The organism is Salinivibrio proteolyticus (assembly GCF_001996165.1).
In the GTDB taxonomy this organism is placed as follows: domain Bacteria; phylum Pseudomonadota; class Gammaproteobacteria; order Enterobacterales; family Vibrionaceae; genus Salinivibrio; species Salinivibrio proteolyticus.
Genome location: NZ_MUFP01000005.1, coordinates 291,376 through 315,657, shown reverse-complemented (window position 1 = coordinate 315,657; position 24,282 = coordinate 291,376). Strand labels below are relative to the sequence as shown.

Sequence of the window (24,282 nt, the reverse complement as noted above, 5' to 3'; positions counted from 1 at the left end):
TGCTTTGTTCACCGATAAATGGACAAAGAGCCGGAGTGAACCGGCTCTGCCTGCAACCATTCAAAACTAGGTGGCGTTTAAGCGTACAGACTATTTACACTGGCGCTGATTAATCGCGGCCATTTGGTTGTTGTACTGATTAAGCGCGGTATCAATTTCTTTGGGATGGCTGAGCAAGTCAGCAAGTGCACTGCGCAGCGCATAGTTCCCTTCCATGGCTTCGCCTTGGCGAAACTCAAAGACTTCTTTGGCGAGCTTAGCTGGTGGCAATGACGATTGTGAAAGGGCTTTGACGTCTTCTTGCGTGAGTTGTAGCCAAGATTCAACTGGGGCATCGAGGCTTAGCTTGGCGGTATCGTTGCTGAGATAATAGTCAAAGGCTTGTGCGTTGAGCTTAAAATGGTTTTCTCGGCCACGTAAGAACCAATCGGCAACGTCTTTTAACGACTCGTCTTTACTGACGGTCAAGGAGACTAAATCTTGGTACCAGTTGATCGAGGCGTCAACGTAATCGTGGTATTTGGCGGTATAACAATCCGCATTCTCGACGGGAGCCGCCTGTGACATCGCTGGCATTACCGCTGCTAACAGCGCTAGGGCATAGCGTTTCATAACATTATCCTTATCGTTATTATCATCGCTCTATGCGTTTCACTGCCACAGTTGGTGGTGACAGGGCGACATAACCGCGAGCGATTCGTGAGGTTTTGGGCGTTAGTTTAAATGTTAACGGGCGACATTGTAGAACGAGCCATTGTTAAAGTTAAATAAAACATTGATATAAAAAGTCATCTGTCTAGCTAGGTATGAGGCAGGTCGCAGATTTAGTGGCGATTTTTCGTTCGTACGATATCAAATTGCATCCTGTTATCCCGACATAGCCCGCCCTCGGTTAGTCGGTTATTGACGCTTGAGAGTGAGAAGTTGATGCGCAAATTCCGCGAAGCCAAAACCGCCCGGTTGAGTGGTTATCCACTGTGGGGGATGGGGCAGTGAGGGCAAATGGTGCGCGATATTTGCGACGCCTACGCTCAAAGGAAACGAGGCGAACATTTGGCTGTCATTTAGCGAGTCGCCAATAAACGCAACCTGTTCACTGTATTGTTTACCGGATAAGCCTTGCTCAGCTAAATAGCAAAAACTCGATACCTTCTTACTGTGATCGCCCACCCAGGCATTGATATGAATGGAGCTTGCTGTCGCATTGGCACCATAGGCGTGGAGCGCATCAAGAAGGGCTCGGATTTCATCCTTTGGCGCAGCCGGAGTGTGCTGACCTATATCAATCGCCACTTCTGCGACACGGTAAGCTTGATCGCTGGCAATGCGCCGTGCCGGATACTGAGATAAAAGCGTTTGTACGAAAGCGAGTAATTCTGCCTGTGCTTGCTGGGCGGCGCGATTGATGGTGGTGTTTAAGGTTCCGTTTTGACGCTGCATCACGAATGCACCATTTTCTCCAATCACGGCGTCAACGGGCCATGCATTCGCAATATGATCACACCATCCTGCACATGCCCCCGTTACCGGTATCACGCGGATTCCCGCATCGCGAAGTTGGGTGAGTGCTTGTAACGTTTGCCAAGGCAGCGCCCCTTGCCAAGTGAGCGTGTCGTCCACGTCTGTTAGTAACCAACGAAGGTTACGCCAGGATGCAGCAGACTGTGACAATTGATCAATTGGCAAAGGGGCGGTCATGGTGATACTCCGATGTTAGGATACCGTCTCAATCTGACGTTCTGGTTGTTGTAAGGTGACATCCATTCGCTTGCCATGTTCACCGTCGAATACATGCAGGTTATGAGCAGCTATCGCCAGCGGTAAATGATCGCCTTCTTTCACTTGGGTATGGCCTTCAAGGCGGAGCGTCAGCAAACTGTCGGTGTCACGTATGTGTCCATAAACCAGTAAATCTGCCCCGAGTGACTCGGTGAGTGTCACCTTCATGGTGAACAATGCTTTGCTCGCATCGACTACTTTCAAGTGTTCTGGCCGTAACCCAACTGAGACGGATTGATGACCTATCACATCACAGGTTGCCAGTGTGTGCGCGCCGATGTTGAGCTGACCGCCCTTGAGGCTTCCAGCAACAATGTTCATGGCGGGTGAGCCAATAAAGGTGGCGACAAACAAGCTTGCCGGTGCATCGTAAACTTCGAGTGGCGTACCAATTTGCTCGACGTTGCCACCATTAAGGACCACCAAGCGGTCGGCTAACGTCATGGCCTCGACCTGATCGTGGGTGACATATACTGCCGTGGTACTCAGTTTGCGTTGTAGGCTTTTGATCTCGAGCCGCATTTGTACCCGCAGTTTTGCATCCAGGTTTGATAGCGGCTCATCGAACAAGAAGACTTTTGGTCGACGCACAATGGCGCGGCCCATGGCAACACGTTGGCGTTGACCGCCAGAGAGTTGATTTGGGCGTCTGTCTAGTAAGTGGTCGAGTTCAAGCATGGTCGCAACTTCTTGGACCAATTGCTGGATTTTGTCCTTTGGCGTTCCGCGGTTACGCAAGCCATAGGCCATGTTGTCGAAAACACTCATATGCGGGTAGAGCGCGTAGTTTTGAAACACCATTGCGATATCACGTTCGCCGGGCTCCAAGTCGTTGACCTTTTTCTGGTCGATAATCAGATCGCCTTGCGAGATCCCTTCCAGACCGGCAATCATGCGTAGCAAGGTCGATTTACCGCACCCACTCGGACCGACGAGCACGATCATCTCGCCATCGTCTATTTCTAAATCAATGCCATGAATTGCTTTAAACCCGTTTGGGTACGTTTTCTCAATGTTATTCAGGGTTACCGTCGCCATTTACTTCTCCGTCTCCACTAAACCTTTTACAAACAACTTTTGCATCCCCAACACGACTAGAACGGGGGGAAGCATGGCCATCAATGTGGTCGCCATTACGCGATTCCATTCCACTTCACCATCACCGACTGAGAGCATGCGTTGAATACTCATCACAATGGTGTAGTACTGATCGTCGGTAGTGATCAAAATGGGCCAAAGGTATTGGTTCCATCCATAGATAAAGGTAATTACAAACAAGGCCGCGATATTCGTTCGCGAAAGCGGCAATAAAATGTCTTTGAAAAACTTAAAGGGGCCTGCACCATCGATGCGAGCGGCTTCCAGCATTTCTCCCGGGACCGTCATAAAAAACTGACGAAATAAGAAAGTGGCGGTGGCGCTGGCAATTAACGGAATGGTTAATCCTGGCATTGAGTTGAGCATATTGAGATCGGCAATCACCTGAAATGTGGGCATAATGCGGACTTCAACAGGCAGCATCAGGGTCATAAAGATCACCCAAAAAGCCAGCATGCGACCGGGAAAACGGAAGTACACCACCGCATAGGCCGATAAAATAGAAATGGCCAGCTTGCCCAGTGAAATTCCCATCGCCATTAAAAAGGAATTCCACAACATGCCAGCGACCGAGATCTTCAGTTCGCGCGAAGTGCCTTCAGTAAGGACCTCTTGAAACACCGACAAACCTTTGTCCCCAAACCACAGCGGCGTCATGCCACTGACAAACGCACTGCTATCGTGAGTGGCGGCAGTGAGCGCAAGCCATACTGGCAAGGCTACTGACGCAACACCCAGCATCAATACCAAGTGCGAGAAAAAAGTTAACCAAGGGCGACGTTCAACCATCAGTAAGCCACCTTCTTTTCAACATATTTAAATTGGATAACGGTCAGCGCACCGACCAAGAGCATGAGCACCACAGATTGCGCCGCTGATGAGCCCAAATTGAGACCAACAAACCCATCGGCGTAGACTTTGTAAACCAAGGTGGTAGTGGACTGGCCCGGGCCACCTTGTGTCATGGCATGAATAACGCCAAAGGTTTCGAAAAAGGCATACACCAAGTTGACCACCAGTAGGAAGAAAGAGGTGGGCGAGAGCAGCGGGAAGATAATGGTAAAAAACCGTTTACCCGGGCCGGCGCCATCAATGGCAGCCGCTTCAATCAAGGAGCGAGGAATAGACTGCAACCCTGCGAGGAAAAACAGAAAGTTGTAGCTGATCTGCTTCCATGTTGCGGCAATGATCACCATGGTCATTGCGTCTCCCGAGTGGGTAAACGGGTTCCAGTCTAGCCCCAGCGCTTTCAGCGCATGTGCCAATACACCGACGGTCGGGTTAAACATAAAGAGCCACAGTACCCCAGCGACAGCTGGTGCGACGGCATAGGGCCATACTAATAATGTTTTGTAGCCTGTGGCGCCTTTAATCACACGGTCGGCCATGACTGCGAGGATAAGGGCAGAGATCAACGCGGTGCCTGCGACGGCAAAACTAAAAAACAGCGTGGTAAAAAAGGAGCCGTAGTAGCTTGAATCACCGAGCAGTTCGATAAAGTTTTCCACCCCGACAAATTCGGTGCTCAGGCCGAATGGATCCTCTAATAAGGTTGATTGCCAAATGGCCTGTGCGGCGGGCCATAAAAAGAAGACAAACGTAATCAATAACTGAGGCGTGAGGAGCAGTATTGGAAACGCACAATGGTTAAATGTGGGTTTATTGGACATAGGCTTTCTCAATAACAGGAGCGGGCCTAAGGCACCGCTCCTTCATACAACAACTAACTTATTTGTTCGCTTTCGCGAATTTAGACAGCAGACCATTGGCACGCTCAACCGCTTCGTCGAGCGCTTCTTGTGCCGATTTGTCGCCAGACCAAACTGTTTCAAGCTCTTCGTTGATCACATCGCGGATCTGCACGAAGTTGCCCAAGCGAATCCCTTTTGATGCAGGGGTTGGCTCGACTTCTGTCATTTGCTTGATAGCAATGTCAGTCCCTGGGTTCTGCGCATAGAAGCCTTGTTTCTTGCTCAGCTCGTACGCTGCATGGGTGATGGGTAAGTAGCCAGTAAACTGGTGCCAATCAGCTTGGATCTCAGGCTTTGAGAGGAAAGAGAAGAACTGGGCGACACCTTTGTATTCTTCAGACTCGTGGCCTTGCAGGACCCACAGGGTGGCGCCACCGATAATGGTATTGCGTGGCTGCTCGACCGCTTTGTTCCAGTAAGGCAGTTTTGCAACACCAAACTCGAAGTCTTTAACGCTTTCTTTCACACCGGCATAAGAGGCCGATGAGTTCATGTACATGGCACACTCACCGCTGTAAAACAGTGGAGCACTGTCAGAGCGACGACCACCGTATTCGAAAATGCCAGCTTGCTGCCAATCGGCCATCTTCTGAATGTGATCGACAAAAGGTGCTTTGTTGATCAACATTTTGTTGTCGATACCGGCAAAGCCATTGTCATTGGTCGCAATCGGTGCGTTGTGACGAGCGCCTAGGTTTTCGATTTGTACCCACGATTGCCAACCTGTGGTAAAGCCACATTTCGCGCCGTTCGCGAGGAGCTTTTTCGATGCGGTTTCAACTTCTTCCCAGGTTTTAGGAGGCTGAACACCGGCTTGTTTAAACAAGTCTTTGTTGTAATACAGGACGGGCGTTGAGCTATTGAAAGGCATTGACAGCATGTTGCCGTCTTCATCCGAATAATAGCCGGTGACAGACGAAAGATAATCAGATTGATCGAAGGGCTCGTTGGCATCTTTCATCAGTTTGTACACCGGATAGACGGCGCCTTTTGCTGACATCATGGTCGCGGTGCCAACTTCAAACACCTGCACGATATGAGGTTGTTTGTTGGCGCGAAACGCGGAGACGGCGCCGGTCATGGTTTCGGTATAGTTGCCTTTGTATACCGGTTTAACAACATAGTCATCCTGACTGGCATTGAACTTTTCAGCGATTTCATTCACTTTTTCGCCTAGGTTCCCGCCCATCGCGTGCCACCATTCAATTTCGGTTGCTGCGTTGGCAGAAAAAGAGGCCAACAGAAGGGCCGAAGAGATCGCGGTTAAGCGTTGGGTTTTCATGCATAACTCCTTTTGAGTGGGTGTGAACATGACGCAACTTAATGAACAAAAGTGAACATAATATGAACGGGTATGAAAAGGGAGATGATGATTTGATGACTTTTGACTGGGGTCGCACTTAAGGTTAAATCTCTGTTAACAGGCGCAGACTTTGTGCATGAAAGCGCTGAAATATCTGACACCTGTAAGTAACAAAACTGTAAGCTAGTTCGGCGACAATGCGTCCACTGCGTGCCAAATTGGCGCTGCCAGCACTGACTAAAGAGAAATGTTCAAATGAAAATTAGCCCCAAACAACTCTGTGGCCACCGAGGTGTCGCCGCGGATGCTCCTGAAAATACTTTGGCGTCGATTCGCCAAGTGCGCTTGTGGGAAATGGAATGGGTTGAAATCGATGTCCAACTGACGCAAGACGGAGTGCCCGTTGTGTTTCATGATGACACATTGAGCCGTTGCACCAATGGTGTGGGGCGGTTAGGGGAAACGCCGTATGCACAGCTTGCACAGCTTGATGCCGGTGGATACTTTGACTCGCAATATCAAGGCGAGCGCGTTCCTACTTTGGCCGCCGTGCTAGCCCAAGTGGCTGCCGATAATTTACACATCAATATCGAAATAAAAACTTACCCTGAAACAGATATTCCGCGTTTGTGTGATGCGGTTGCCGCCACGCTGAGTGAAACCGGTTTCCCACTCGAGCGGGTACTGCTTTCTTCATTCTCTCTCGAGGCGCTTGCCTACTGTCAAACGGCGATGCCGAGCGTGGCAAGAGCGATTTTATGGGATGTGGTGCCCGAAGACTGGCACCGTTATCAAGATCTCGCGACCTACAGTATCCATTGTCACTATCGCGGCATAACGGAGGCACAAGCCAAAGCGATTAAAGCGTGCGGTTTAAAGATTAAATGTTACACCCCTAATCACCCAGAAGAGGTTGCGCACCTTTGGGAGTGGGGGGTCGATATGATGATCACCGACGCGCCATCTAACTATTTAGGTTCTGAGCCAACGGAATGAGCGAATCTAGGAGAGGAATACGTTGACAGAGGTGGCCGATTTAAACCGACGTCAGCAGGCGATTATGCGCCAGCTCAATGAGGTAGAACACTTAGAAACGGATACCTTGGCGGCCCAGTTTTCGGTGACTACCCAAACTATTCGTCGTGATATCAATCAACTGTGCGCACTCGGGTTAGCGCGACGCCATCATGGTGGGATCAGTGTGCCGGCAGCGTTGGCCAATACCGACTATCAGCGACGCTTACAAAGCCACTCACGCGAAAAACAAGCAATTGCTCAGGCGGTTGCTGCGCGTATCCCTGATGGTGTCACCGTGATGTTAGGTATTGGCACCACAGCGTCGGCGGTGGCGGAGCAGTTGCTTTCTCGTAAAGACCTACGGGTGGTGACTAATAACCTTAAGGTGGCGCATCGTTTGGGGGCGAATCCGCATATTGATGTATGGTTAGCTGGGGGAAAACTACGCGCCAATGATCAAGATATGGTTGGCCATTCGGTAATCCAATTCTTGTCACGTTTTCAGCCAGATATTGCCATTATTGGCTGTGCGGCTGTCAGTGAACAAGGGTGGGCGTGCGAGTTTACTCCTGACGAAGCGGCGGTGAGCGAAACGATTTTAGCCAATGCAACCGCGCGATGGTTGGTGGCAGACTGCTCAAAATGGCAACGCCAAGCGCCGGTTCGTGTGACATCGCTTGCGACGTTTGATTGTGTCTTTACCAATTACACCGGATTGGATGACACCATTCCTCGCGTACTGTGTCAGCATGATGTGCCGATGGGGGAGGCCTAATCTATTGAATTAGGCCTGCGCAGATAAAATGGCGCGATAGAGGGCTTGAGTCGCTTCCTCGGGTGTTTGCTTAGGGTTATAAAAGAACTCATTAATCACATCAAAAATCGCACTTTGGACGTAGCGGGTGGTCGACAATCCATGCGACATGCTTGGGCTAAGTGTGTTGTGCTGCTCGGCGTAGAGAAAGGCCTGACGCGATTTTTCGGCACAGGTATCCCCGTTCGGAAGTGGGATATCAAGGCGAATTGGTAGTGAGCCTTTGTAGCGATTGAAATCGCGCTGAAACTGTGGTGTTAACAAGTATTCAGCCATATCCGTTTGGCTTTGTCGCTCTTCGGCATTGTTTGGCTTAAAAAAGACAAAGCTATCTATGTTATAGCTAAACGCTTGCTCCGTACCGGGGACGGCGACACAGGTAAAGCTTTTTCCTTCTTGCTGATCCGCAGCAAGAAATTCACCTTTCGCCCAATCGCCCATCACTTGCATGCCCGCTTGGTTATCGATCAACAATCGTGTGGTATCACTCCAATTCCGGCCGAGGTTGTCGGAGTCGGTGTAGGGGCGCATTTTGGCTAATAGAGAAAATGATTTTGTGACACCGTCACTTAATAGCGCCTCGCGATCAAAGTCGAGAAAGGCTTGCTGATAATGTTCAGGCCCCATTACGGATAAGGCGAGTGTGTCAAACAAGGTCGCCACCTGCCAAGGTTCTCCGCCTAATGCCAGTGGGATATAGCCAGCCTGCTGTAGCTTGTCAGCAGCGGTAAAAAAGCTCTCAAAATCATGGGGAATGGCAGCCCCCGCTTCCTTAAAGGCACGCAGATTGATCCAAAGCCAGTTCACGCGGTGAATATTAATCGGGGCCGCGACATAATCCCCTTGGTATTGCATCACGTCACGAAGCGGGGCTGGAATTTTGTCTTCCCAGTGTTCCGCTTCCGCAATGTCATTGAGGTTGCGTAAAAAGCCTAAACGCGCCCATTCGGTAATCTCTGGTCCTTTAATTTGTGCGGCGAGGGGAGGGTTACCACTGATTGCGCGGATCCTTAGGGTATTCATCGCGCTGATCCCAGCTTGTCCGCCGACCGCAAAATCACGCCACTGATGACCGCGTTGCTCGATCCCAGCGCGTAAAACGGAGGCCGCTTTGGCTTCTCCGGCCGATGTCCACCAATGGAGCACTTCCACCTCGCTGGCATGGGCGGCAGGCGTAACATACAGCAGTGTCGATTGAATGACGCTGACGCACAGTGCTTTAAGAGTCAATCGCATTATTCTTCTACCCGTGGAAAACTAATATCGACTTGCAGGCCACCTTCATTGCGGTTGCTGAGTACCATGTCACCGCCGTGGGCATGAATAATATCACGCGCAATGCCAAGCCCTAACCCTGAGCCCTCGTTATCGGTGTGAAGGCGCACGTAGGGGTCAAATACCGAGTCGAGCTCTTCTTCCGGGATCCCTGGCCCTTGGTCGATTAGGGTGATATCCAGCGTATGTTCAGCATCCATCACATAGATGGTGACTTGTTCGCCGTATTTAACGCCGTTATCAATTAAATTAGATAGGCAGCGTTTAAACGCCAGAGGTTTACAGGTAAAGCCTTTCACTGCCTCACATTCGATGGTGACACGCACCCGATCTTGATTGTGGGGCTCGGCAATTACCGCCAAGAAATCAATCACATCAATCTCGGCCATGTTTTCGTGAATGTCGGTATCACGCACGGTTTGAACGGCGCCTTTTACCATGATTTCGAGTTCATCCAAGTCTTTGTTCATTTTGGCGGCTTGGATGTCATCATCAATCAATTCGGCCCGCAGACGTAATCGGGTTATCGGGGTTTTTAAATCATGTGACATTGAGCGAAACAGGGTTTCACGCTCTCGCAAATGCCGTTGCAATCGACGCTGCATACGGTTGAATGCGCGTGTCACAATCGCGATTTCTGCAGCGCCTTCTTCTTTGAGTGGGGGTTGTTCAATGTCTGTACTAAATAGGTTAGCCGCTTTCGCTAAGCGTTTGAGTGGCCGCGCTTGTTGACGAATTAAACTGTAAGTAAACAGCAAAAGTAACGCAGTGATCACCACAATAAAGACCACTTGATCGGCCGTAATCAACGTATCGTCCAAGGTGACATACGGCGCGGGGAGTAGGGCAGCGATGTAAATCCACTCATTAGTTTTGAGCTCCATTTGCACCACCAAAATTGGTGGGTTGAGTGGCTCAAGGCTTAGCGTGTGATGCGCCCATGACTTGGGCAGGTCGCGGAGTAAAATGTCGTTATTTAAAACTCGCAGTGTCTCGGGGCGGGAAAATTCCACGTCAATGGTGCTCAGCGCGGGCAGTTGCGCCTCTAGCACTTGCGAGACGGTATTGACCGCCACCTGTTTCGCTTGAGTCTCTTCTATTGGGGTGATGGTAATTTTTTCTTTGTTGAAAGAGACAAAAAACCGCGTTCCGCCCATATTGCGTAGCTGATTTAATGCGATGTGGCGATACGCGACGGGCAAGGACTGAAAAAAGGTGGTTGTCGAGGCGAACATATTCGCCAAGCTGGCTGACGCAGACTCTAAGCCCGCCAGCTGTGTGCGTTTGGATTGAGTGTACCAAATGGATGTCGCGATCACCTGTGCGAGCACGACGGACAATAGGGTCAGGAGCAGCGTACGCGAGAGGAGAGAGCGCGGCACGAGCCGTTGTAACCACTCATGATTCATATTGGATCTCAGCGACAAACATATAGCCCGCACCGCGGACGGTTTTGATTAGGTTTGCTTTACCATTATCACGCAGGCGCTGTCGTAGGCGACTCACTTGGACGTCTATGCCTCGTTCTTGTGGCTGAGCGTCGCGGCCTCGGGTGGCTTGGCTAATGGCGTTGCGATCTAACAATTGGTGGGGGTTATCTATAAACAACATCAGCAGCGCATAATCCGATGCCGAGAGTTCAATCTCCATGCCGGTGACCACTTGATGTAGCTGTTGTGTCGCCGGTTCCAAGCGCCATTGACCAAAACGGATCGCTTTCGGCCGTGACAAGGTCGTTTCTTGCAACTGTTGGGTGCGGCGAAGCAAAGCACGAATACGCGCAATGAGCTGACGAGGACTAAAGGGTTTGGCAATATAATCATCCGCGCCCAGCTCTAAGCCAACGATTTGATCGGTTTCATCAGACACCGCGGTGAGCATAATGATTGGCACGCTGGAGTCTTTGCGAATGGCTTTACATAAGGTAAACCCATCATCACCGGGAAGCATCACGTCAAGTAAGATAAGGTCCGGGTATTGGACCGCAAGCTTAGAGCGCATTTCATGACCATTTTGCGCGGTGGTCACTTCATATCCTGCTTTGGACAGATAGGCCTGCAAAAGCTCGCGAATTTCTACATCGTCATCAACCACTAAAATGCGTTTGGCTGCAGCCATAGCGCCGATACCCTTTCTTACCAACATCAATGAGCGCCATTATCGGTGGTTTGGGCCTGTGATGCTACTGACAATGACGCACTTTGCATAATTAATCAGCGACTTGATCAAGGTCAGACCACATCCCCTAGACAGGACGAACGAGAATGCAAGCAAACAAAGAATCAAAATCGCTGGAAACGAAAAGCCCTCCGAAGAGGGCTTTAGAAACCTTAGTGAGATGTCAGACAGGATTACTCGCTATCGCTGTGCATCGCTTTGTGAATACACAGTGCCGCGCCACCCCATGTGACCGCGAAACCAATGATCATCATTACAATTGCGCCTGTGGTCATGATTCTGTCTCCATATCGCGTGCGGGCGTTGTGGTTGAGTTCACGATGATGCCAACCACAACCATGGCTGCGACGAGCCCCCAACCTAGGGTGATGAGTTCGAACTGTGCATAGCCGCCGTATCCTTCATTAACCGTGTTGATCAAGTTTTTGGTGATGATCACGGCCAACATAATTGGGCTGACAAAGCGGATACATACTTCCATCCACTGGCCAACACTAAACTCAGATACGCGGTTAACGTATTGGCGAATATCGGAAAGTTTCACCAACCAGCCGACGACAATGAGTTCAATCAAACAGCTTGCTAGCAGCGCTACGTTGTTGACGAAGTAGTCCACTAAATCGAGAAGCAACAAGCCGCCGTTAGTTGCAAAGGCCATCGAAACCACGAAGCCAACGCCGCAGACGGCTGTCGCTGCCTTTTCACGTGCAAGGTTCAGCTTATCCATGATCGATGCAGTCACTGCTTCGATAATCGAAATGTGTGAGCTTAGCCCAGCGACGACGAGCGCAAGGAAGAACAATGGCCCGAGGATGTAGGGGATCGGCAGTAAGTTGATCGCCGCTGGTAGCGTGACAAAGGCAAGTCCTACGCCGCCACTGACAACATCGGTAATGCCTTTGCTTTGCTCTGCCGCCATGTAGCCCAAAATGGAGAAGATCAATACCCCCGCCACAATGGAGAAGCCACAGTTGATCAGCACTGTCATCAAGGCGTTATTGTTCACGTCCGACTTTTCAGGCAGGTAGCTGGAGTAGGCTAGCATGATGGCAAACCCTACGGACAAGGTGAAGAAAATCTGCCCATAGGCGGCCGACCACACTTTTGCATCTAACAACTTGCTAAAGTCAGGCGCAAATAAGTAGTTCAAGCCATCGAGGGCACCCGGCAGCATCACTACGCGCCCAATCAGCAAGATCACCATGATGAATAGCAGTGGCATCATAATCTTGCTGGCTTTTTCAATCCCGCCTTTGACGCCACGATAGACGGCTGCATAAGTGATTGCCCATGCGATGATCATCGGAATAGCAATATGCCATTGCCAATCGCCTAAGTTGGTGGGTGAATTTTCTCCCAGTTTTAAATAGTCAGAGAAAAAGAACGCGTTGGTATCTGTGCCCCAATCCTGGCCAAACGAGAAGCCAAAATAAGAGATGGCCCAACCAATAACGGCAACATAGTAAATACCTATGGTTGCGGCGATCAGAACTTGGAACCAGCCTAACCATTCGAACTTGGTATTGAGTTTAGAAAAGACCACTGGCGATGAGCCGCGGAGCTTTTTGCCTAACCCAAACTCCATGATCATAAAGGGGATACCGGCGGTGAGCATGGCGAAAAGGTATGGAATAAAAAAGGCGCCGCCACCGTTTTCGTAGGCCATATAAGGGAATCGCCAAATGTTCCCTAAGCCAATCGCTGACCCGACAGCGGCTAAAATAAAGCCAGCGCGCGAGCCCCATTGTTCTCGTTTCATATCTACTCCTTTGCGAATCGCTACCATCTTTCACCATATAGGTATCGCAGTGTTGTGAGGCTGCAGATCGTTTTATGGCTTATATGAAAGAAATAGCACATTCCCACAATTATAAGTTTTAACTTCCTGTTGCCCGTATGTTGAAATTTTTATCTAGGACGGGCATTGATGGCAGATTAAGCACTGGTCAGGCCTAAATCAATAGCCGCAAAACCAAGCAGTTAGCACAAAAATTTTTGTTAACTTGGTGTAAATAATTATAAGTGGTGTTTCATGCTGGGCTTTTACTTTTGAGACAGTCGATTGAGCTGTCAAAATTATCAATAGAGGCGAATGATCGTTATTTTGATTTGCTGTCTGGGTGACGAAAAAAACAGCAAAATGCCTCTTGAATTTAAGTTCACGCGCATATCATCACTCGCGGATCGCCACGGTGAGGATAATGAAAATATGATTATCGCCTCAGATTCGCTCTTTAGTTCGCGACATAATGGTAATGTTTTTCACCTTTTAATCAGCAGTTTAGCTTTATAAGAGCCAACTTAATCGACGTCGGTGCAGCTTTGATAGAAGAGGGTATATACTTGGATTAACAGGTATTGCACCTGACTCTCGGGGTCTTTGGGGTTAATCATTATGTCAACAAGGAGTATCAGTATGGATAAAACACTTGCATACGCACTGACAACCGCTGTTTGCGCGCTGGGTATGATTTTCACCTTTGCTGCTGTCGCTGTGTTGTCTTAATTATCACCGATTCGCTGTTAACGAGAATGGACACTTAAGCCCTAATTGTGAGTGGCGACGTTGCGCGGTAAGCGTTACCATGCACAGCGGCCAGCGTGCTGGAAGTGAACTAACACACTGAAAGCGATGCGTTAATCAAGAGCTGTACGCTAATAAAGAGCTTTGCTCGCATAAAGCGTTATGCACGATGAATAAGGGGCGAAAGTGTTAAGAAGTAAGCAAGCTTTGACAGACAACTCTCCCGGTACGGCAATGCCAATTGCTCCGCACCATTTTACCCGGCCACAGCGTATCGCGCTGGTACTGCAGGGAGGCGGGCAACGCGGGATTTTTACCGCAGGCGTGCTTGATGCATTTCTTAATGCCCGATTTGATCCATTTCAACTTTATTTGGGGACATCTGCCGGCGCACTCAATTTGACGGCGTATGTATGCCAGCAGCACCGTTATGGGCATCGGTTTATCACTGAGCTCACCACGCAAGAGCGCTTTTTCCACCTGATGAAGTACGTGCGCCGCCAACACCATATGGATTTAGATTGGGCGCTTAGTACGGCATTGCCGGGTCATGAGGCTGCGCTGGACATTGAAACAGCGAAGCTACACTTGAACGGAAGAGAGGCCTACGCGTGCGTGACTGAGGTTGATACCCTGAAACCGGCCTTTTTCTCGATTACCGATGACACTTGGCCAGATGCACTCAAAGCAACCTGTGCCATCCCTTTGCTTTATCCGCACCCTGTTTGCATTAATGGTAAGCGCTATGTTGACGGTGGCGTGAGTGCCGCGGTGCCGGCGAAAGAAGCCTTCGCCCGTGGGGCGGATATTATTGTAGTGATTCGCACCGAGCCGGCGTTGGAGCAAGACAAAGGCGGCCCAGAAGATCAGAGCCACTTTTTGGATACATTACGGACCAAGTTTGAAGCCAAAAAGCCGCAGTTTAAGCTCTCTGACTATCTCTCTAATTTTGAATTTAAGTACCGTCTAACCCGGTTTGAGACCTTCCAGAAGGAGTTGAACAAGCAGTTGGCCGAACTCTCCGAACGCTACAAGTCTAGCCGTGAGCAATGGGTGAGCCGTGTTCGCGATGGAATGAGAGAAAAAGCGATGCAAAACGGTGGACGCTGGCTCTTTGGCGGTGACACGATTTATCGGTTGCAGTCGTTATCGGGTAAACCGCTGAGCAGCGAGATGCTCAAAATGCTCACTACGCACTATCAAAGCTATCAAAACGAATTGCAGTTTTTAGCCGAGCCACCACCTCGTGCACAGGTGTTACAAATTGCGCCGAGCGCACCGCTACAAAGCAGTGCATTATTGAGCAAGCCTGAGCAACTCGATGCCGACTATCAACTGGGCTTATCGCTTGGCAATCAGTTTATGACGCAATACGGCGATGCTCTCAATGCAATATCAACCGTTAAAAGTGAGGCTTTTGAGCCCACCTCAATAGCGTTACCACACCAAGGATAGGCGATGACGGAGTTTGAAAAAATGCAGCGGGGGTTGCCGTATTCCCCAGCCGATGAGGAATTAACCTTATTTCGCTATGCTGCGCGCCGCTTATGCCAACAGTTTAATCGTATCGACCCTGAAGACGCCGATAACCTTGCGATAGTAACGACCAAGCTATTTGCAGGGATTGGATCCAATGTGGACATTGATGCGCCGTTTTTTTGTCACTACGGGATGAATATTGAAATCGGCGATAACGTCAGTATTGGACCTAATTGCACCATGCTTGATGGGGCCCATGTTCGGATTGGGCATAATGTCAGCATTGGTCCCAATGTGGGCATCTATACCACGCGCCATCGCGTACTGCCGCTCGACATTGCTCGTGGAGAGTGTGAAACCTCACAAAGCGTGATTGTTGGCAATAACGTCATTATCGAGGGTAACACTGTGATCAAAGCAGGCGTTGCGATTGGTGAAGGTGTGGTGATTGAGGCGGGATCAGTGGTGGATACAGATATCGAACCCTTTTCCATAGTGGCAGGTAATCCAGCCGAGGTTGTCCGGCGTTTACAATAGAGGTAGCCATTACTTGGGTGGAAAATGTTATAATATAACATTTTCTAATTGGCATCCTGGTAACGCTGTAGTAATGTTAACGCCCTGATTCAGGTGTCAGTAGTAAGAGACAAATTCTAATGGTAAAAGTAAGGGCTCGGGTGCCTCTGAACGTTGGAGTAGGGAGCCACATCCCTGCCGAAATTCTATCTTTTGAAGGACTAGCGTCTGGACAGGAGCACGTTGCGCTTATTTTTAAACAAGCGGACGTGACTGATCCAACTCCCCTAGTGCGAATGCATTCTGAGTGCTTAACGGGCGATGTATTCCATTCATCACGGTGTGATTGTGGTGAGCAGCTCGAAGAAACGATCCAAAAGATGGGTGAAAATGGCGGGATTATCCTCTATCTTCGTCAAGAAGGGCGTGGAATTGGCCTATACAATAAGCTTGATGCTTATGAGCTGCAAAGCCAAGGCATGACTACTTACGAAGCCAATAACCATCTTGGCTTTGCGGACGATTTACGTGACTTTACTGAAGCCGCACAAATGCTAAAAGCCTTGGACATTCATCGCATTCGGTTAGTGACCAACAACCCGAAAAAAATTGAAGAACTCCAAGCTGCCGGTATTAATCTCAAAGAAGTGATTGGCACCAAAGCGCACCTCAAAGAAGGTAATCGCAATTACTTAAAAGCTAAAATTGAGCATGGCAAACATCGTCTGAATATCGAGCAAGACTGAGTGGTAGTGAGTTGTGCTTAGTCGCAAACTTTACGGAAGGGCAGTGACWGTCACTGCCCTTTTTCGATACAGTGCGGCGCGATATATAAGCTTTCACTCAAGGACGAGTCATGAAAACGCAATTTTGGCAGTATATTTTCCCACCTTTGCCGCCCATTGCGATGTTACTTACCGTGGGCTTCGGTGTGTTGCTCAACCACTATTTTTCTTTTCCGTTCACATTAGGTTCGCCATATTGGGCTGTATTTCCGCTTACGCTCGCCATTGGATTGCTGGTGGCGGCGAAATGGGCATTTCATCGTCATCACACCACCGTTGATCCAATCAAAGAGCCATCAGCCTTGGTCACAACCGGCATTTATGCCTATACGCGCAATCCGATGTATCTCGCTTTGGTATTGCTCATCGTTAGCGCTGGATTCTACTTTAACTCTCTTTGGTGTTGGGGCTTGGTGCCCGCTTATATGACCTACCTGTCAATGACCTTTATCTTCTCTGAAGAGCAGCGGCTCGCTGCGCATTGGCCCGACGCATTTACTGAATATCGGGCACACGTCAGACGCTGGATTTGAGATTATAAAAACTAATCTCAACCATGATAAAGAATCGTGTTGCGGCGACTAAACGCCCATTGCTTTCCTCACTGCTCAGGCCTATTATCGCGCTGTCTTTGGTTGTGATGTTTTTCGTGTGACTAGCGTAAAACTTTGCAACATCCACTTATCAAATCATTATTTCGCATAATTCATTTTTAGGAGTGTAGGAATGTCTTCGGCAATGCCTATGGGTAAGTTGTTGCTGCTCATTGTAATGCTGGCTGCGGTGGGTCAAATGACTCAAACTATGTATGTTCCATCGATTGCAGCGATGGCCGCAGATTTCTCGGTATCACCGGCGCTATTGCAGGCGGTGATGGCGTGCTACTTGATCCCGTACGGGCTGTCTCAGTTTATTTATGGCCCCATCTCCGACCGCATTGGACGTAAGCCCGTTATTTTGGCCGGGCTTGCCTTATTCTTGGTCGGGACAGGGATCACGCTGTTGGCGCATTCCTATACGTGGTTTTTAGTGGGTAGTGTGGTGCAAGGCGCTGGGATTGGCTGTGGTGGTGCCATGGCGAGAACCTTAACCAGAGATTGTTTCTCTGGCGCCAAGTTGCACCGTGCCAACAGTTTAGTGAGTATGGGGCTTATCTTCTCACCATTAATGGCACCTTTATTAGGAGGATACCTTACCGAGGTGTTGAACTGGCGGGCGAGTTACTTTTTCTTGCTGCTGTTAGCGATCGTGGTCTATGCAGTGATGGCGCTGCGTTTTACCGAAACGTTACCGCAAGAGGCTCGTCAGCCCGGTAATTTTATCGGTCGTTACCGCCATGTCATGAGCTCGCGGCGTTTTCGAGGTTACCTATTGTGTTTGATTACGGTCTTCTCGGGCGTGTCGGTCTTTGAAGCGGCCGCTGGGGTGATTATGTCTGATGGATTACAATTATCACCGACGCTGATCAGTGTCCTTTTTGTCGCGCCACTGCCTGCTTATTTAGTGGGCTCGGGCCTATCTAGCCGCTTTGCCGATACCATAGGCTACTACGCGACATTGACGCTGGGTAGCGTAATGGCATTAATGGGAGCAGGGATCCTTGTTGTATCAGGACTAATGGGCGAGATTTCTGTGTATAGCTTAATTGGCGGCGGTTGTGTGTATTTTGCCGGTGCAGGCGTGTTATTCCCTGCGGCCAGTACGGGGGCACTGAGCCCATTTCCTTATCATGCGGGCACAGCCGGTGCTATCTTGGGGGGCGCTCAAAACCTGCTTGCAGGTCTTGTGACACTAGCGGCCAGCCGATTAGGTGTCGCGAGTCAGCTTTCTCTGGGCTCAATGATGCTTGCTCTCGGCATACTCGCGAGCATTGGCTTAATGATGAGTTATCGTGCGGACCAACACGGGGACGATCCCACCTCGGCACCAGTCCACTAAGGATACAAATGCAAACGGCAGCATGGGCTGCCGTTTTCAATTTCTCATCCTGACCATAGCGGTCGATAAAGTCGAGCTGTCACGTCAATCATCGACGTGAGGTCTGCCATCAGTGCAGTTGTGTGGGGCTGCGTTTCCATAGTAAGTGACAGAATTTTTTTTCCGGATCACGGCTGAGTAGCATACGCAAAAACACATCGGCCAAGGCGCCTTCTTTTGCCATCCCAATTTGTACTTCCGCACAGTGGGCGAGGTTGATGTCAGGCCCGACATGCTCAGGCCAATCGCTGCCGACTTCAACCACGATGGCGCCGCCGTCTTCCTCAAAATGGGATTCGTATGCCGCCAAATCGTCATACTCCAAGTTATCTGGTGCCATCTCCGCAAAAATCTCAAAAGCGGTTTCGAGGATCTCATCCAAGCTCATTAGCGCTGATTGTGTCATTGGGTGTTCTCTATTCGTTTCGTTCTGGGTGTGCTCGGACTATAGCATGCTGGTTACGAATTCTCAGTCCGTCAATTATCCAACGCGACAGCTGGCAAGGATTATGCTTAACTTTACGCAAACGCCTGTACTCAATTTAAGCAAGCGCGTTGATACAGGGTGAGATTCGGTGGTAGAGCGTTGATTTGTCCATGCAGATGACCAACAATAGCGCACGCATTCAACCTTGTGTGAAAGTCGTGACTCAGTTGCAATCTCAAACGGCTTATTTACCAGAGCCGGATCGGCGCTCGCCGCTACAATCTGAATTTATCCCTGTCATGGTCAAAGCGATCAAACAGCTTCGTGCTTTGATCGGTAAACGGCTCCACAGTGTCTACGTGAGCGGCGATATTGTCTGGCGCCGTGCGACAGTAGGGGAATCTGTCCTGCATTTAACCGTGGTATGCCACCAACCACTAACGCTTGACCAATCCAGTGCCATGAATACCTTGTTGTGGCGAATTAAAACCAGTCATAGCAAAGTCATCGATGGCTGTCATATCGATACAGTGACAGTGTCACAAGTCCGTGATTTGGCCGAAATCTTTCACTGGGGCTTCTTTTTCAAACATCGTGCAATGTGTCTGTATGGCCAAGATCTTTCCGAGAGTTTTGGCCATTTCGAGGCGAGTTGGGAAGTGGCGAAAGCGATGAATCCCGATTTGAGCGGTAAACTCGCACGTGCCAAGCATAAAATACAAGCGGCCACGACATGGAACACGCAACTGACTGCAGCACAGCGCATTGCCGATACCTTAATTCGTGGTGCGTTTGGTTTGGTATTGCATAAAGAAGGGACGTGGACGGAATCACTACCTGACTGTGCAGAGTTGTTTATTAAGCATTATCCTGCTAAACAACAAGCAATTGAGCGACTTTTTATCCTGCTAGATCGCAAACCTGTAAAAAAACGTGCTGTTATGATGCTCCTCAATGACTTTGGTGACTGGTTGATCAAAGAATATGCGCGTATTGACTTTAAAATCGGTTAGCAGGACCAATACGCAGTGTATATCAGCTCGTTATCCAAAAACGTGGTTACGATAATCTGTGAGCTGGCCCACCTTATACCCTACAAGTTGCTAACGGAATCTGATCTTGGTCAATAAAATAGTGTAACAAACTTTTCACAAATGAAGGTTTGATGAACTATAAAACGCAATTGAGCCGTGGTAGTTGTGCTCTATAGATGTATTTATTCAGTATTTATGACTAAATAAACATTTACATCGCATGCATGATTCGGTAATCTCGATTGCAGATAGTCACTGTGAGTGAATAATTAATCGACAATTCGTCGTTTTGTCACGGTGATACAAATAAAAATTCAGGATTCAGACGTATGCAAAAAACTGACTCTCTCTCGACGACGGTGCCTTCGATGAGAAATATTCTGATGTTCGCCATCCCATCGCTTCTTGGCTTACTCCTCTTTATGACGCCGGTAAACTTCGGCGATGGTGTCACCATTCCCATTGCGGTCATGGCTGGCAGCGTTCTTGATTTATTGGGTGGCTCGGCAACTGCTGTGGTCACCGCATTGGTGGTTTTCAGTGCGGTCACCTCATTGATTGTTACGCTAACAAAACCCCGCTTTATTACTCGCCACGGTTTTCTCAACGGCCTATTTAATGTTTCACCGATTTGGCTAGCCACCCGTGTGATCGGTGGTGTATTTGTTGCCATGACCTTCTTCGGTTACGGATCTGAACTTATCATGGGTGAGCTCACTGGCGCGTTCGTGCTTAATGATTTGCTGCCTATCCTGCTTTCTGTGTTTATTTTTGCCGGATTGCTGTTGCCATTGCTGACCAGTTTTGGCCTGCTGGAAATGTTAGGCGCCGTTTTCACCAAAGTGATGCGTCCATTGTTTGGCTTGCCTGGCCGCTCGGCGGTTGACTGTGCGGCATCGTGGTTAGGAGACGGCAGTGTCGGTATCTTGATGACGAGCAAGCAATACGAGCAAGGTTTTTACACACAGCGTGAAGCCGCGGTTGTCGGCACCACCTTCTCTGCGGTATCGATTAGCTTTAGCTTGGTTGTGATCGCCCAAGTTGACTTGATGCACATGTTTACTTGGTTCTATTTAGCAGTGTGTCTGGCGGGGATTGCTGCAGCGATTATCGTTCCTCGTCTTCCGCCGCTTTGCTGGAAAAAAGACGAGTTGATTGACGGCTCAACCCGCCAATCGAACGAAGAAGTGTTACCTGAAGGCCATACCACGCTGAGCTACGGCTTACAGTGCGCGCTTAACCGTGCTGAAAAAATTCGCTCGGTGAACAGCGTGCTCAAAGAAGGGGCTCAAAACGCGGTTGATATGGTGCTGGGCGTACTCCCTGTTGTGATGGCGATTGGTACAGCGGCATTGATGGTGGCTGAGTACACCAGTATCTTTAACGTACTGGGTGCACCGTTTGTTCCTTTGCTTGAGCTACTGCATATTCCCGAGGCGGTCAAAGCATCAGAAACCATGGTGATTGGTTTTGCGGATATGTTTATCCCTGCCATTCTTGCCGCGGAAATTGACAACGAGATGACTCGCTTTGTGATTGCAGCGATGTCTGTCACCCAGCTGATTTACATGTCAGAAGTTGGTGCTTTGCTGCTAGGCAGTAAAATTCCAGTCAAAATCTGGGAACTGTTTGTGATCTTTATCTTGCGTACCTTGGTGACCTTACCGGTGATCGCGGGTGTCGCACATTTGATTTTCTAAGCCGATAGGCCAAGAACAGTCTGTTAAGCGCCTCGCGTTTTCAACGTGAGGCGTTTTTTTTGGGGTCACGAATTCATGCAGTAGCACGTTATGCTTGGTATGGTAAATGCACGCGGACTATATCGCATGTAACCACTCGACTCGTCTATCACGACATGATGAGCGGTAAGGGTTTAATAAGGAGATGGGATGAAAATAGTGACACTTCATGGGCTGTACATGCACGGTGTGTTTTTGATCCCGCTAAGTGAACGCCTAGAAAAGCAAGGACATGAGGTGCTTAACCTTTCTTATAACACCCTAGATCCGGACTTTGAGCAAATTGCTCGTCGCATCAATGCGTTTATTGATCATCAGCCCACGATTTTAATCGGTCACTCGATGGGCGGGCTGATTATTCGCCGCTATTTGGAGCAGAGTGCGCAACTAGACGATAACCCTGCTGATGCGGTGCACGCGGTGATTACCCTCGGCACCCCCCATCAAGGCGCAACACTGGCCAAAGTGTTTGATGATTTAGGGTGGGGCGGCTGGCTGTTCCAACGCAGCCAATCTATTTTGTTGCCCGATGAGGTTATTCCCTGGCAGGGGTTACCACCTTTGCACAGTATTGCTGGAAATTGCCCGTGGGGCCCAGCATCGCTGCTGATAAAGAACCAAGTTTGCGACGGTACTGTGCTGGTCGAAGAAACTAAAATCGAAGGCATGAGCAGTCATGATATCTTTCCGCTCACCCACATTGCATTGCTTTTTTCTCGTCGGGTGAGCGATAAAGTGATCGCCATTATCGACAGCTACCAGCCTGCTTCCGAACCAGCCGTACAAGTTGAATCCTAACGCTAATGTGACGGAACCTCATCGGCGAGCCAGCGAGCAATAAACGTTCCTTCAGGGTCGTATTGTGCTGTTTGCTTATCGAGATTAAACCGACGACTGCCGCGAGGATCTGCACCGACACCAGCGAGGTATTGCCAATTACCATAGTTAGCGGCGACATCGAAATCAATCAGTTGTTGCTCAAAGTAAGCAGCGCCGTAACGCCAGTCCACACCTAGCTCATTCACCAAGCAGCTCGCGACTAATTGACGACTCCGGTTCGACATCCAGCCTGTGTGTTTTAGCTGGCGCATGGCAGCGTTGACGATCGGAAAATCGGTATTACCTTCACGCCATGCCATAAAGGCTTCGGCATAAAACGTGGTGAGTGGGCGTTTATCGGCAATGCCTTTAAAACGGAAAAAGCGGGCTCCGTAGTGATACAACATCCACTGGAAATACTCCCGCCACAGAAGCTCAAAATAGAGCCAATAGGTGGACTCATTTTTCTCCACATTGCGCTCATAACGGTCCAGCTCTGCAGCGACCCAACGCACAGACAAACAACCATTGGCTAGCCATGCGGATAAGCGGGATGAAAAATCCCAACCATCTAAACCATTTCGCGTCTCTTTGTAGCGTTGAATACGATGGGTATCCCACAAGTAATGATTCAGTTGCGCGCGGCCAGCAATCTCTCCACCTTGATAAGGTGCAATACGGCGATCCGATAAAGGCGCGGGCTCGGTAACTATGCCATCGATAGGGCGCGGTAAGGACTCTGGCACCGCAAGCGGCAAACGTGGCGGAATGTCGCGCTTTTCGACCGCTTTTCTAAATTGCGTAAAGGTGGCAGGAATATCGGGTAAATCAAAGGGTAACTGATGCTGACTAAACAGCGTATGTGCATCAGACACCACCACACGCTGTGGAAACCGGCTAACAAGGGTATCTATTTGCTGGCGCTCAAAGGGGCCTGGATGATCGGTGACGCCAATAACATCAATCTGGTGTTGGGTACACAGGTCGGCAAGCACTTCCAAAGGTGTACCTGTTCTAATGATGAGCTTTTGCCCCATGACATCGAGCGCGCGATGAAGCTCGATAAGGCTTTGCCACAAAAACGCTTCGCGCTGAGGGCCGAGGTGTTTACTTTGGAAGTGATCCGCGCGTGACCAGCGCGGATCAATGACAAACACACAGGTAAGTTCGTCACAGCTCGAAGCAAGATTGGCGAGAGCAGGGTTGTCATGAATTCGAAGGTCGTGGCGAAACCACATCAGTCCGCGTTGCATGTTGATCTCCTTTTTCTCGCCATTACGCCGAGAATCGACATCCAGATTGATCAGTAAGTATGGATGCCGATATTTTAAACAGCGAATTGGGTCTAGGATTAGATCTGTCGTTGACGTTGCGCCCAATAGCCAACAAACACAAAGACACCTACCACGGCGCACATTAGCCATTGATCAGGCCAGGCGCGCATTTTCGCGGCGAGCCAAGGAGACACTGCCACAATAAATGCGCCGTAGCCAAATGCATTGATGCCGATAAAAACCAAGGTGCGGACAAAAAAGTTGTGGCCGGTCAGTAAACGACGCAGGGTACGGTTAATGTCGTTACCAAACACCACCAATAAAGATGCGGTGACCGCAATGGCGATTTCGTTTAACCAAGGGGTTAGCCAAGCGCCGCCTTGGGCAAGCCAAGAGATAATAATATTCATAATTCGTCACACTCTGTAGAATGCTGCTAGGTTACTGATTTCTACTAGCGACTTCCAGCCTCAACGCAAGTCGCGCGCGGTAA

The 24,282-nt window shown here is 49.5% G+C and carries 24 protein-coding genes; 10 read left to right on the top strand and 14 right to left on the bottom strand.

Annotated elements, in window-relative coordinates; translation table 11 throughout:
* Positions 1 to 90: 90 nt before the first annotated feature.
* From BZJ19_RS05640 to ugpB, 6 genes are all read right to left on the bottom strand, one after another.
* Entirely contained in the window at positions 91 to 612 is a 522-nt protein-coding gene (locus tag BZJ19_RS05640; RefSeq protein WP_069587589.1) for a hypothetical protein, read from the bottom strand.
* Between the two features lie 288 nt (positions 613 to 900).
* The gene (locus tag BZJ19_RS05635) at positions 901 to 1,698 is read right to left on the bottom strand and encodes an HAD family hydrolase (protein WP_077674897.1); all 798 of its coding nucleotides are present in this window, start codon (positions 1,696 to 1,698) and stop codon (positions 901 to 903) included.
* A gap of 15 nt (positions 1,699 to 1,713) precedes the next feature.
* Positions 1,714 to 2,817 (bottom strand): sn-glycerol-3-phosphate ABC transporter ATP-binding protein UgpC, encoded by a 1,104-nt coding sequence (gene ugpC, locus BZJ19_RS05630; protein WP_077674896.1) that lies wholly within the window; start codon positions 2,815 to 2,817, stop codon positions 1,714 to 1,716.
* Positions 2,818 to 3,666 (bottom strand): sn-glycerol-3-phosphate ABC transporter permease UgpE, encoded by an 849-nt coding sequence (ugpE, locus tag BZJ19_RS05625; RefSeq protein WP_077479353.1) that lies wholly within the window; start codon positions 3,664 to 3,666, stop codon positions 2,818 to 2,820.
* Positions 3,666 to 4,547 carry a sn-glycerol-3-phosphate ABC transporter permease UgpA gene (ugpA, locus tag BZJ19_RS05620; protein ID WP_077456081.1) on the bottom strand — a complete coding sequence of 294 codons (882 nt, stop codon included), beginning with the start codon at positions 4,545 to 4,547 and terminating at the stop codon, positions 3,666 to 3,668. Before ugpA ends, ugpE begins: the two co-directional genes overlap by 1 nt.
* Positions 4,548 to 4,605: 58 nt before the next feature.
* Complete coding sequence (ugpB, locus tag BZJ19_RS05615; protein ID WP_077479355.1) at positions 4,606 to 5,910, bottom strand: sn-glycerol-3-phosphate ABC transporter substrate-binding protein UgpB; 1,305 nt, start codon at positions 5,908 to 5,910, stop codon at positions 4,606 to 4,608.
* Positions 5,911 to 6,186: 276 nt separating this feature from the next.
* On the opposite strand from ugpB, the gene BZJ19_RS05610 reads away from it, so the two are divergent.
* Both BZJ19_RS05610 and BZJ19_RS05605 read left to right on the top strand, forming a co-directional pair.
* Positions 6,187 to 6,927, top strand: coding sequence for a glycerophosphodiester phosphodiesterase family protein (locus tag BZJ19_RS05610; RefSeq protein ID WP_077674895.1), 741 nt, complete (start codon positions 6,187 to 6,189; stop codon positions 6,925 to 6,927).
* A gap of 31 nt (positions 6,928 to 6,958) precedes the next feature.
* Positions 6,959 to 7,723 (top strand): DeoR/GlpR family DNA-binding transcription regulator, encoded by a 765-nt coding sequence (locus BZJ19_RS05605; protein ID WP_268794306.1) that lies wholly within the window; start codon positions 6,959 to 6,961, stop codon positions 7,721 to 7,723.
* A 9-nt stretch (positions 7,724 to 7,732) separates the two neighbouring features.
* On the opposite strand, the gene BZJ19_RS05600 is transcribed toward BZJ19_RS05605, so the two are convergent.
* The 5 genes from BZJ19_RS05600 to BZJ19_RS05585 form a co-directional block, all read right to left on the bottom strand.
* A complete protein-coding gene (locus BZJ19_RS05600; RefSeq protein ID WP_077674894.1) occupies positions 7,733 to 8,998 on the bottom strand; it encodes an ABC transporter substrate-binding protein in 1,266 nt (421 codons plus the stop codon).
* Entirely contained in the window at positions 8,998 to 10,446 is a 1,449-nt protein-coding gene (locus BZJ19_RS05595; protein WP_069587597.1) for an ATP-binding protein, read from the bottom strand. The genes BZJ19_RS05600 and BZJ19_RS05595 overlap by 1 nt, the downstream gene beginning before the upstream one ends.
* Complete coding sequence (locus BZJ19_RS05590) at positions 10,436 to 11,155, bottom strand: response regulator (protein WP_069587752.1); 720 nt, start codon at positions 11,153 to 11,155, stop codon at positions 10,436 to 10,438. Before BZJ19_RS05590 ends, BZJ19_RS05595 begins: the two co-directional genes overlap by 11 nt.
* A 233-nt stretch (positions 11,156 to 11,388) precedes the next feature.
* Positions 11,389 to 11,490 carry a MetS family NSS transporter small subunit gene (locus BZJ19_RS17045; protein ID WP_096628241.1) on the bottom strand — a complete coding sequence of 34 codons (102 nt, stop codon included), beginning with the start codon at positions 11,488 to 11,490 and terminating at the stop codon, positions 11,389 to 11,391.
* On the bottom strand, positions 11,487 to 12,974 hold the full coding sequence (locus BZJ19_RS05585; RefSeq protein WP_069587598.1) for a sodium-dependent transporter: 1,488 nt from the start codon (positions 12,972 to 12,974) through the stop codon (positions 11,487 to 11,489). The genes BZJ19_RS17045 and BZJ19_RS05585 overlap by 4 nt, the downstream gene beginning before the upstream one ends.
* 951 nt (positions 12,975 to 13,925) lie before the next feature.
* On the opposite strand from BZJ19_RS05585, the gene BZJ19_RS05575 reads away from it, so the two are divergent.
* The 5 genes from BZJ19_RS05575 (at position 13,926) to emrD (ending at position 18,457) form a co-directional block, all read left to right on the top strand.
* Positions 13,926 to 15,194 (top strand): patatin-like phospholipase family protein, encoded by a 1,269-nt coding sequence (locus BZJ19_RS05575; RefSeq protein ID WP_235608151.1) that lies wholly within the window; start codon positions 13,926 to 13,928, stop codon positions 15,192 to 15,194.
* Positions 15,195 to 15,197: 3 nt separating this feature from the next.
* Positions 15,198 to 15,755, top strand: a complete 558-nt coding sequence (locus BZJ19_RS05570) for a sugar O-acetyltransferase (protein WP_077456087.1) — start codon at positions 15,198 to 15,200, stop codon at positions 15,753 to 15,755.
* Positions 15,756 to 15,874: 119 nt separating this feature from the next.
* The gene (locus BZJ19_RS05565; RefSeq protein ID WP_077674891.1) at positions 15,875 to 16,480 is read left to right on the top strand and encodes a GTP cyclohydrolase II; all 606 of its coding nucleotides are present in this window, start codon (positions 15,875 to 15,877) and stop codon (positions 16,478 to 16,480) included.
* A gap of 110 nt (positions 16,481 to 16,590) precedes the next feature.
* Positions 16,591 to 17,052: a methyltransferase family protein gene (locus BZJ19_RS05560; protein WP_077674890.1), complete on the top strand. Its 462-nt coding sequence runs from the start codon at positions 16,591 to 16,593 to the stop codon at positions 17,050 to 17,052.
* 193 nt (positions 17,053 to 17,245) lie between these two features.
* The gene (gene emrD / locus BZJ19_RS05555) at positions 17,246 to 18,457 is read left to right on the top strand and encodes a multidrug efflux MFS transporter EmrD (protein ID WP_069587603.1); all 1,212 of its coding nucleotides are present in this window, start codon (positions 17,246 to 17,248) and stop codon (positions 18,455 to 18,457) included.
* A gap of 109 nt (positions 18,458 to 18,566) precedes the next feature.
* Here the strand turns inward: emrD and BZJ19_RS05550 are convergent, their stop codons facing one another.
* Positions 18,567 to 18,902, bottom strand: coding sequence for a DUF440 family protein (locus BZJ19_RS05550; RefSeq protein ID WP_077674889.1), 336 nt, complete (start codon positions 18,900 to 18,902; stop codon positions 18,567 to 18,569).
* Between the two features lie 191 nt (positions 18,903 to 19,093).
* Between BZJ19_RS05550 and BZJ19_RS05545 the strand changes: the two genes are divergently transcribed.
* The 3 genes from BZJ19_RS05545 (at position 19,094) to BZJ19_RS05535 (ending at position 22,494) form a co-directional block, all read left to right on the top strand.
* Complete coding sequence (locus BZJ19_RS05545) at positions 19,094 to 19,936, top strand: hypothetical protein (RefSeq protein ID WP_077674888.1); 843 nt, start codon at positions 19,094 to 19,096, stop codon at positions 19,934 to 19,936.
* A gap of 350 nt (positions 19,937 to 20,286) precedes the next feature.
* On the top strand, positions 20,287 to 21,657 hold the full coding sequence (locus BZJ19_RS05540) for a YjiH family protein (RefSeq protein ID WP_235608149.1): 1,371 nt from the start codon (positions 20,287 to 20,289) through the stop codon (positions 21,655 to 21,657).
* Positions 21,658 to 21,846: 189 nt separating this feature from the next.
* On the top strand, positions 21,847 to 22,494 hold the full coding sequence (locus tag BZJ19_RS05535) for an esterase/lipase family protein (protein WP_077674887.1): 648 nt from the start codon (positions 21,847 to 21,849) through the stop codon (positions 22,492 to 22,494).
* A gap of 2 nt (positions 22,495 to 22,496) precedes the next feature.
* On the opposite strand, the gene BZJ19_RS05530 is transcribed toward BZJ19_RS05535, so the two are convergent.
* A complete protein-coding gene (locus BZJ19_RS05530) occupies positions 22,497 to 23,768 on the bottom strand; it encodes a DASH family cryptochrome (RefSeq protein ID WP_077663127.1) in 1,272 nt (423 codons plus the stop codon).
* 98 nt (positions 23,769 to 23,866) lie between these two features.
* Positions 23,867 to 24,199 carry a DUF3392 domain-containing protein gene (locus BZJ19_RS05525; protein ID WP_077640328.1) on the bottom strand — a complete coding sequence of 111 codons (333 nt, stop codon included), beginning with the start codon at positions 24,197 to 24,199 and terminating at the stop codon, positions 23,867 to 23,869.
* Between the last annotated feature and the right edge of the window lie 83 nt (positions 24,200 to 24,282).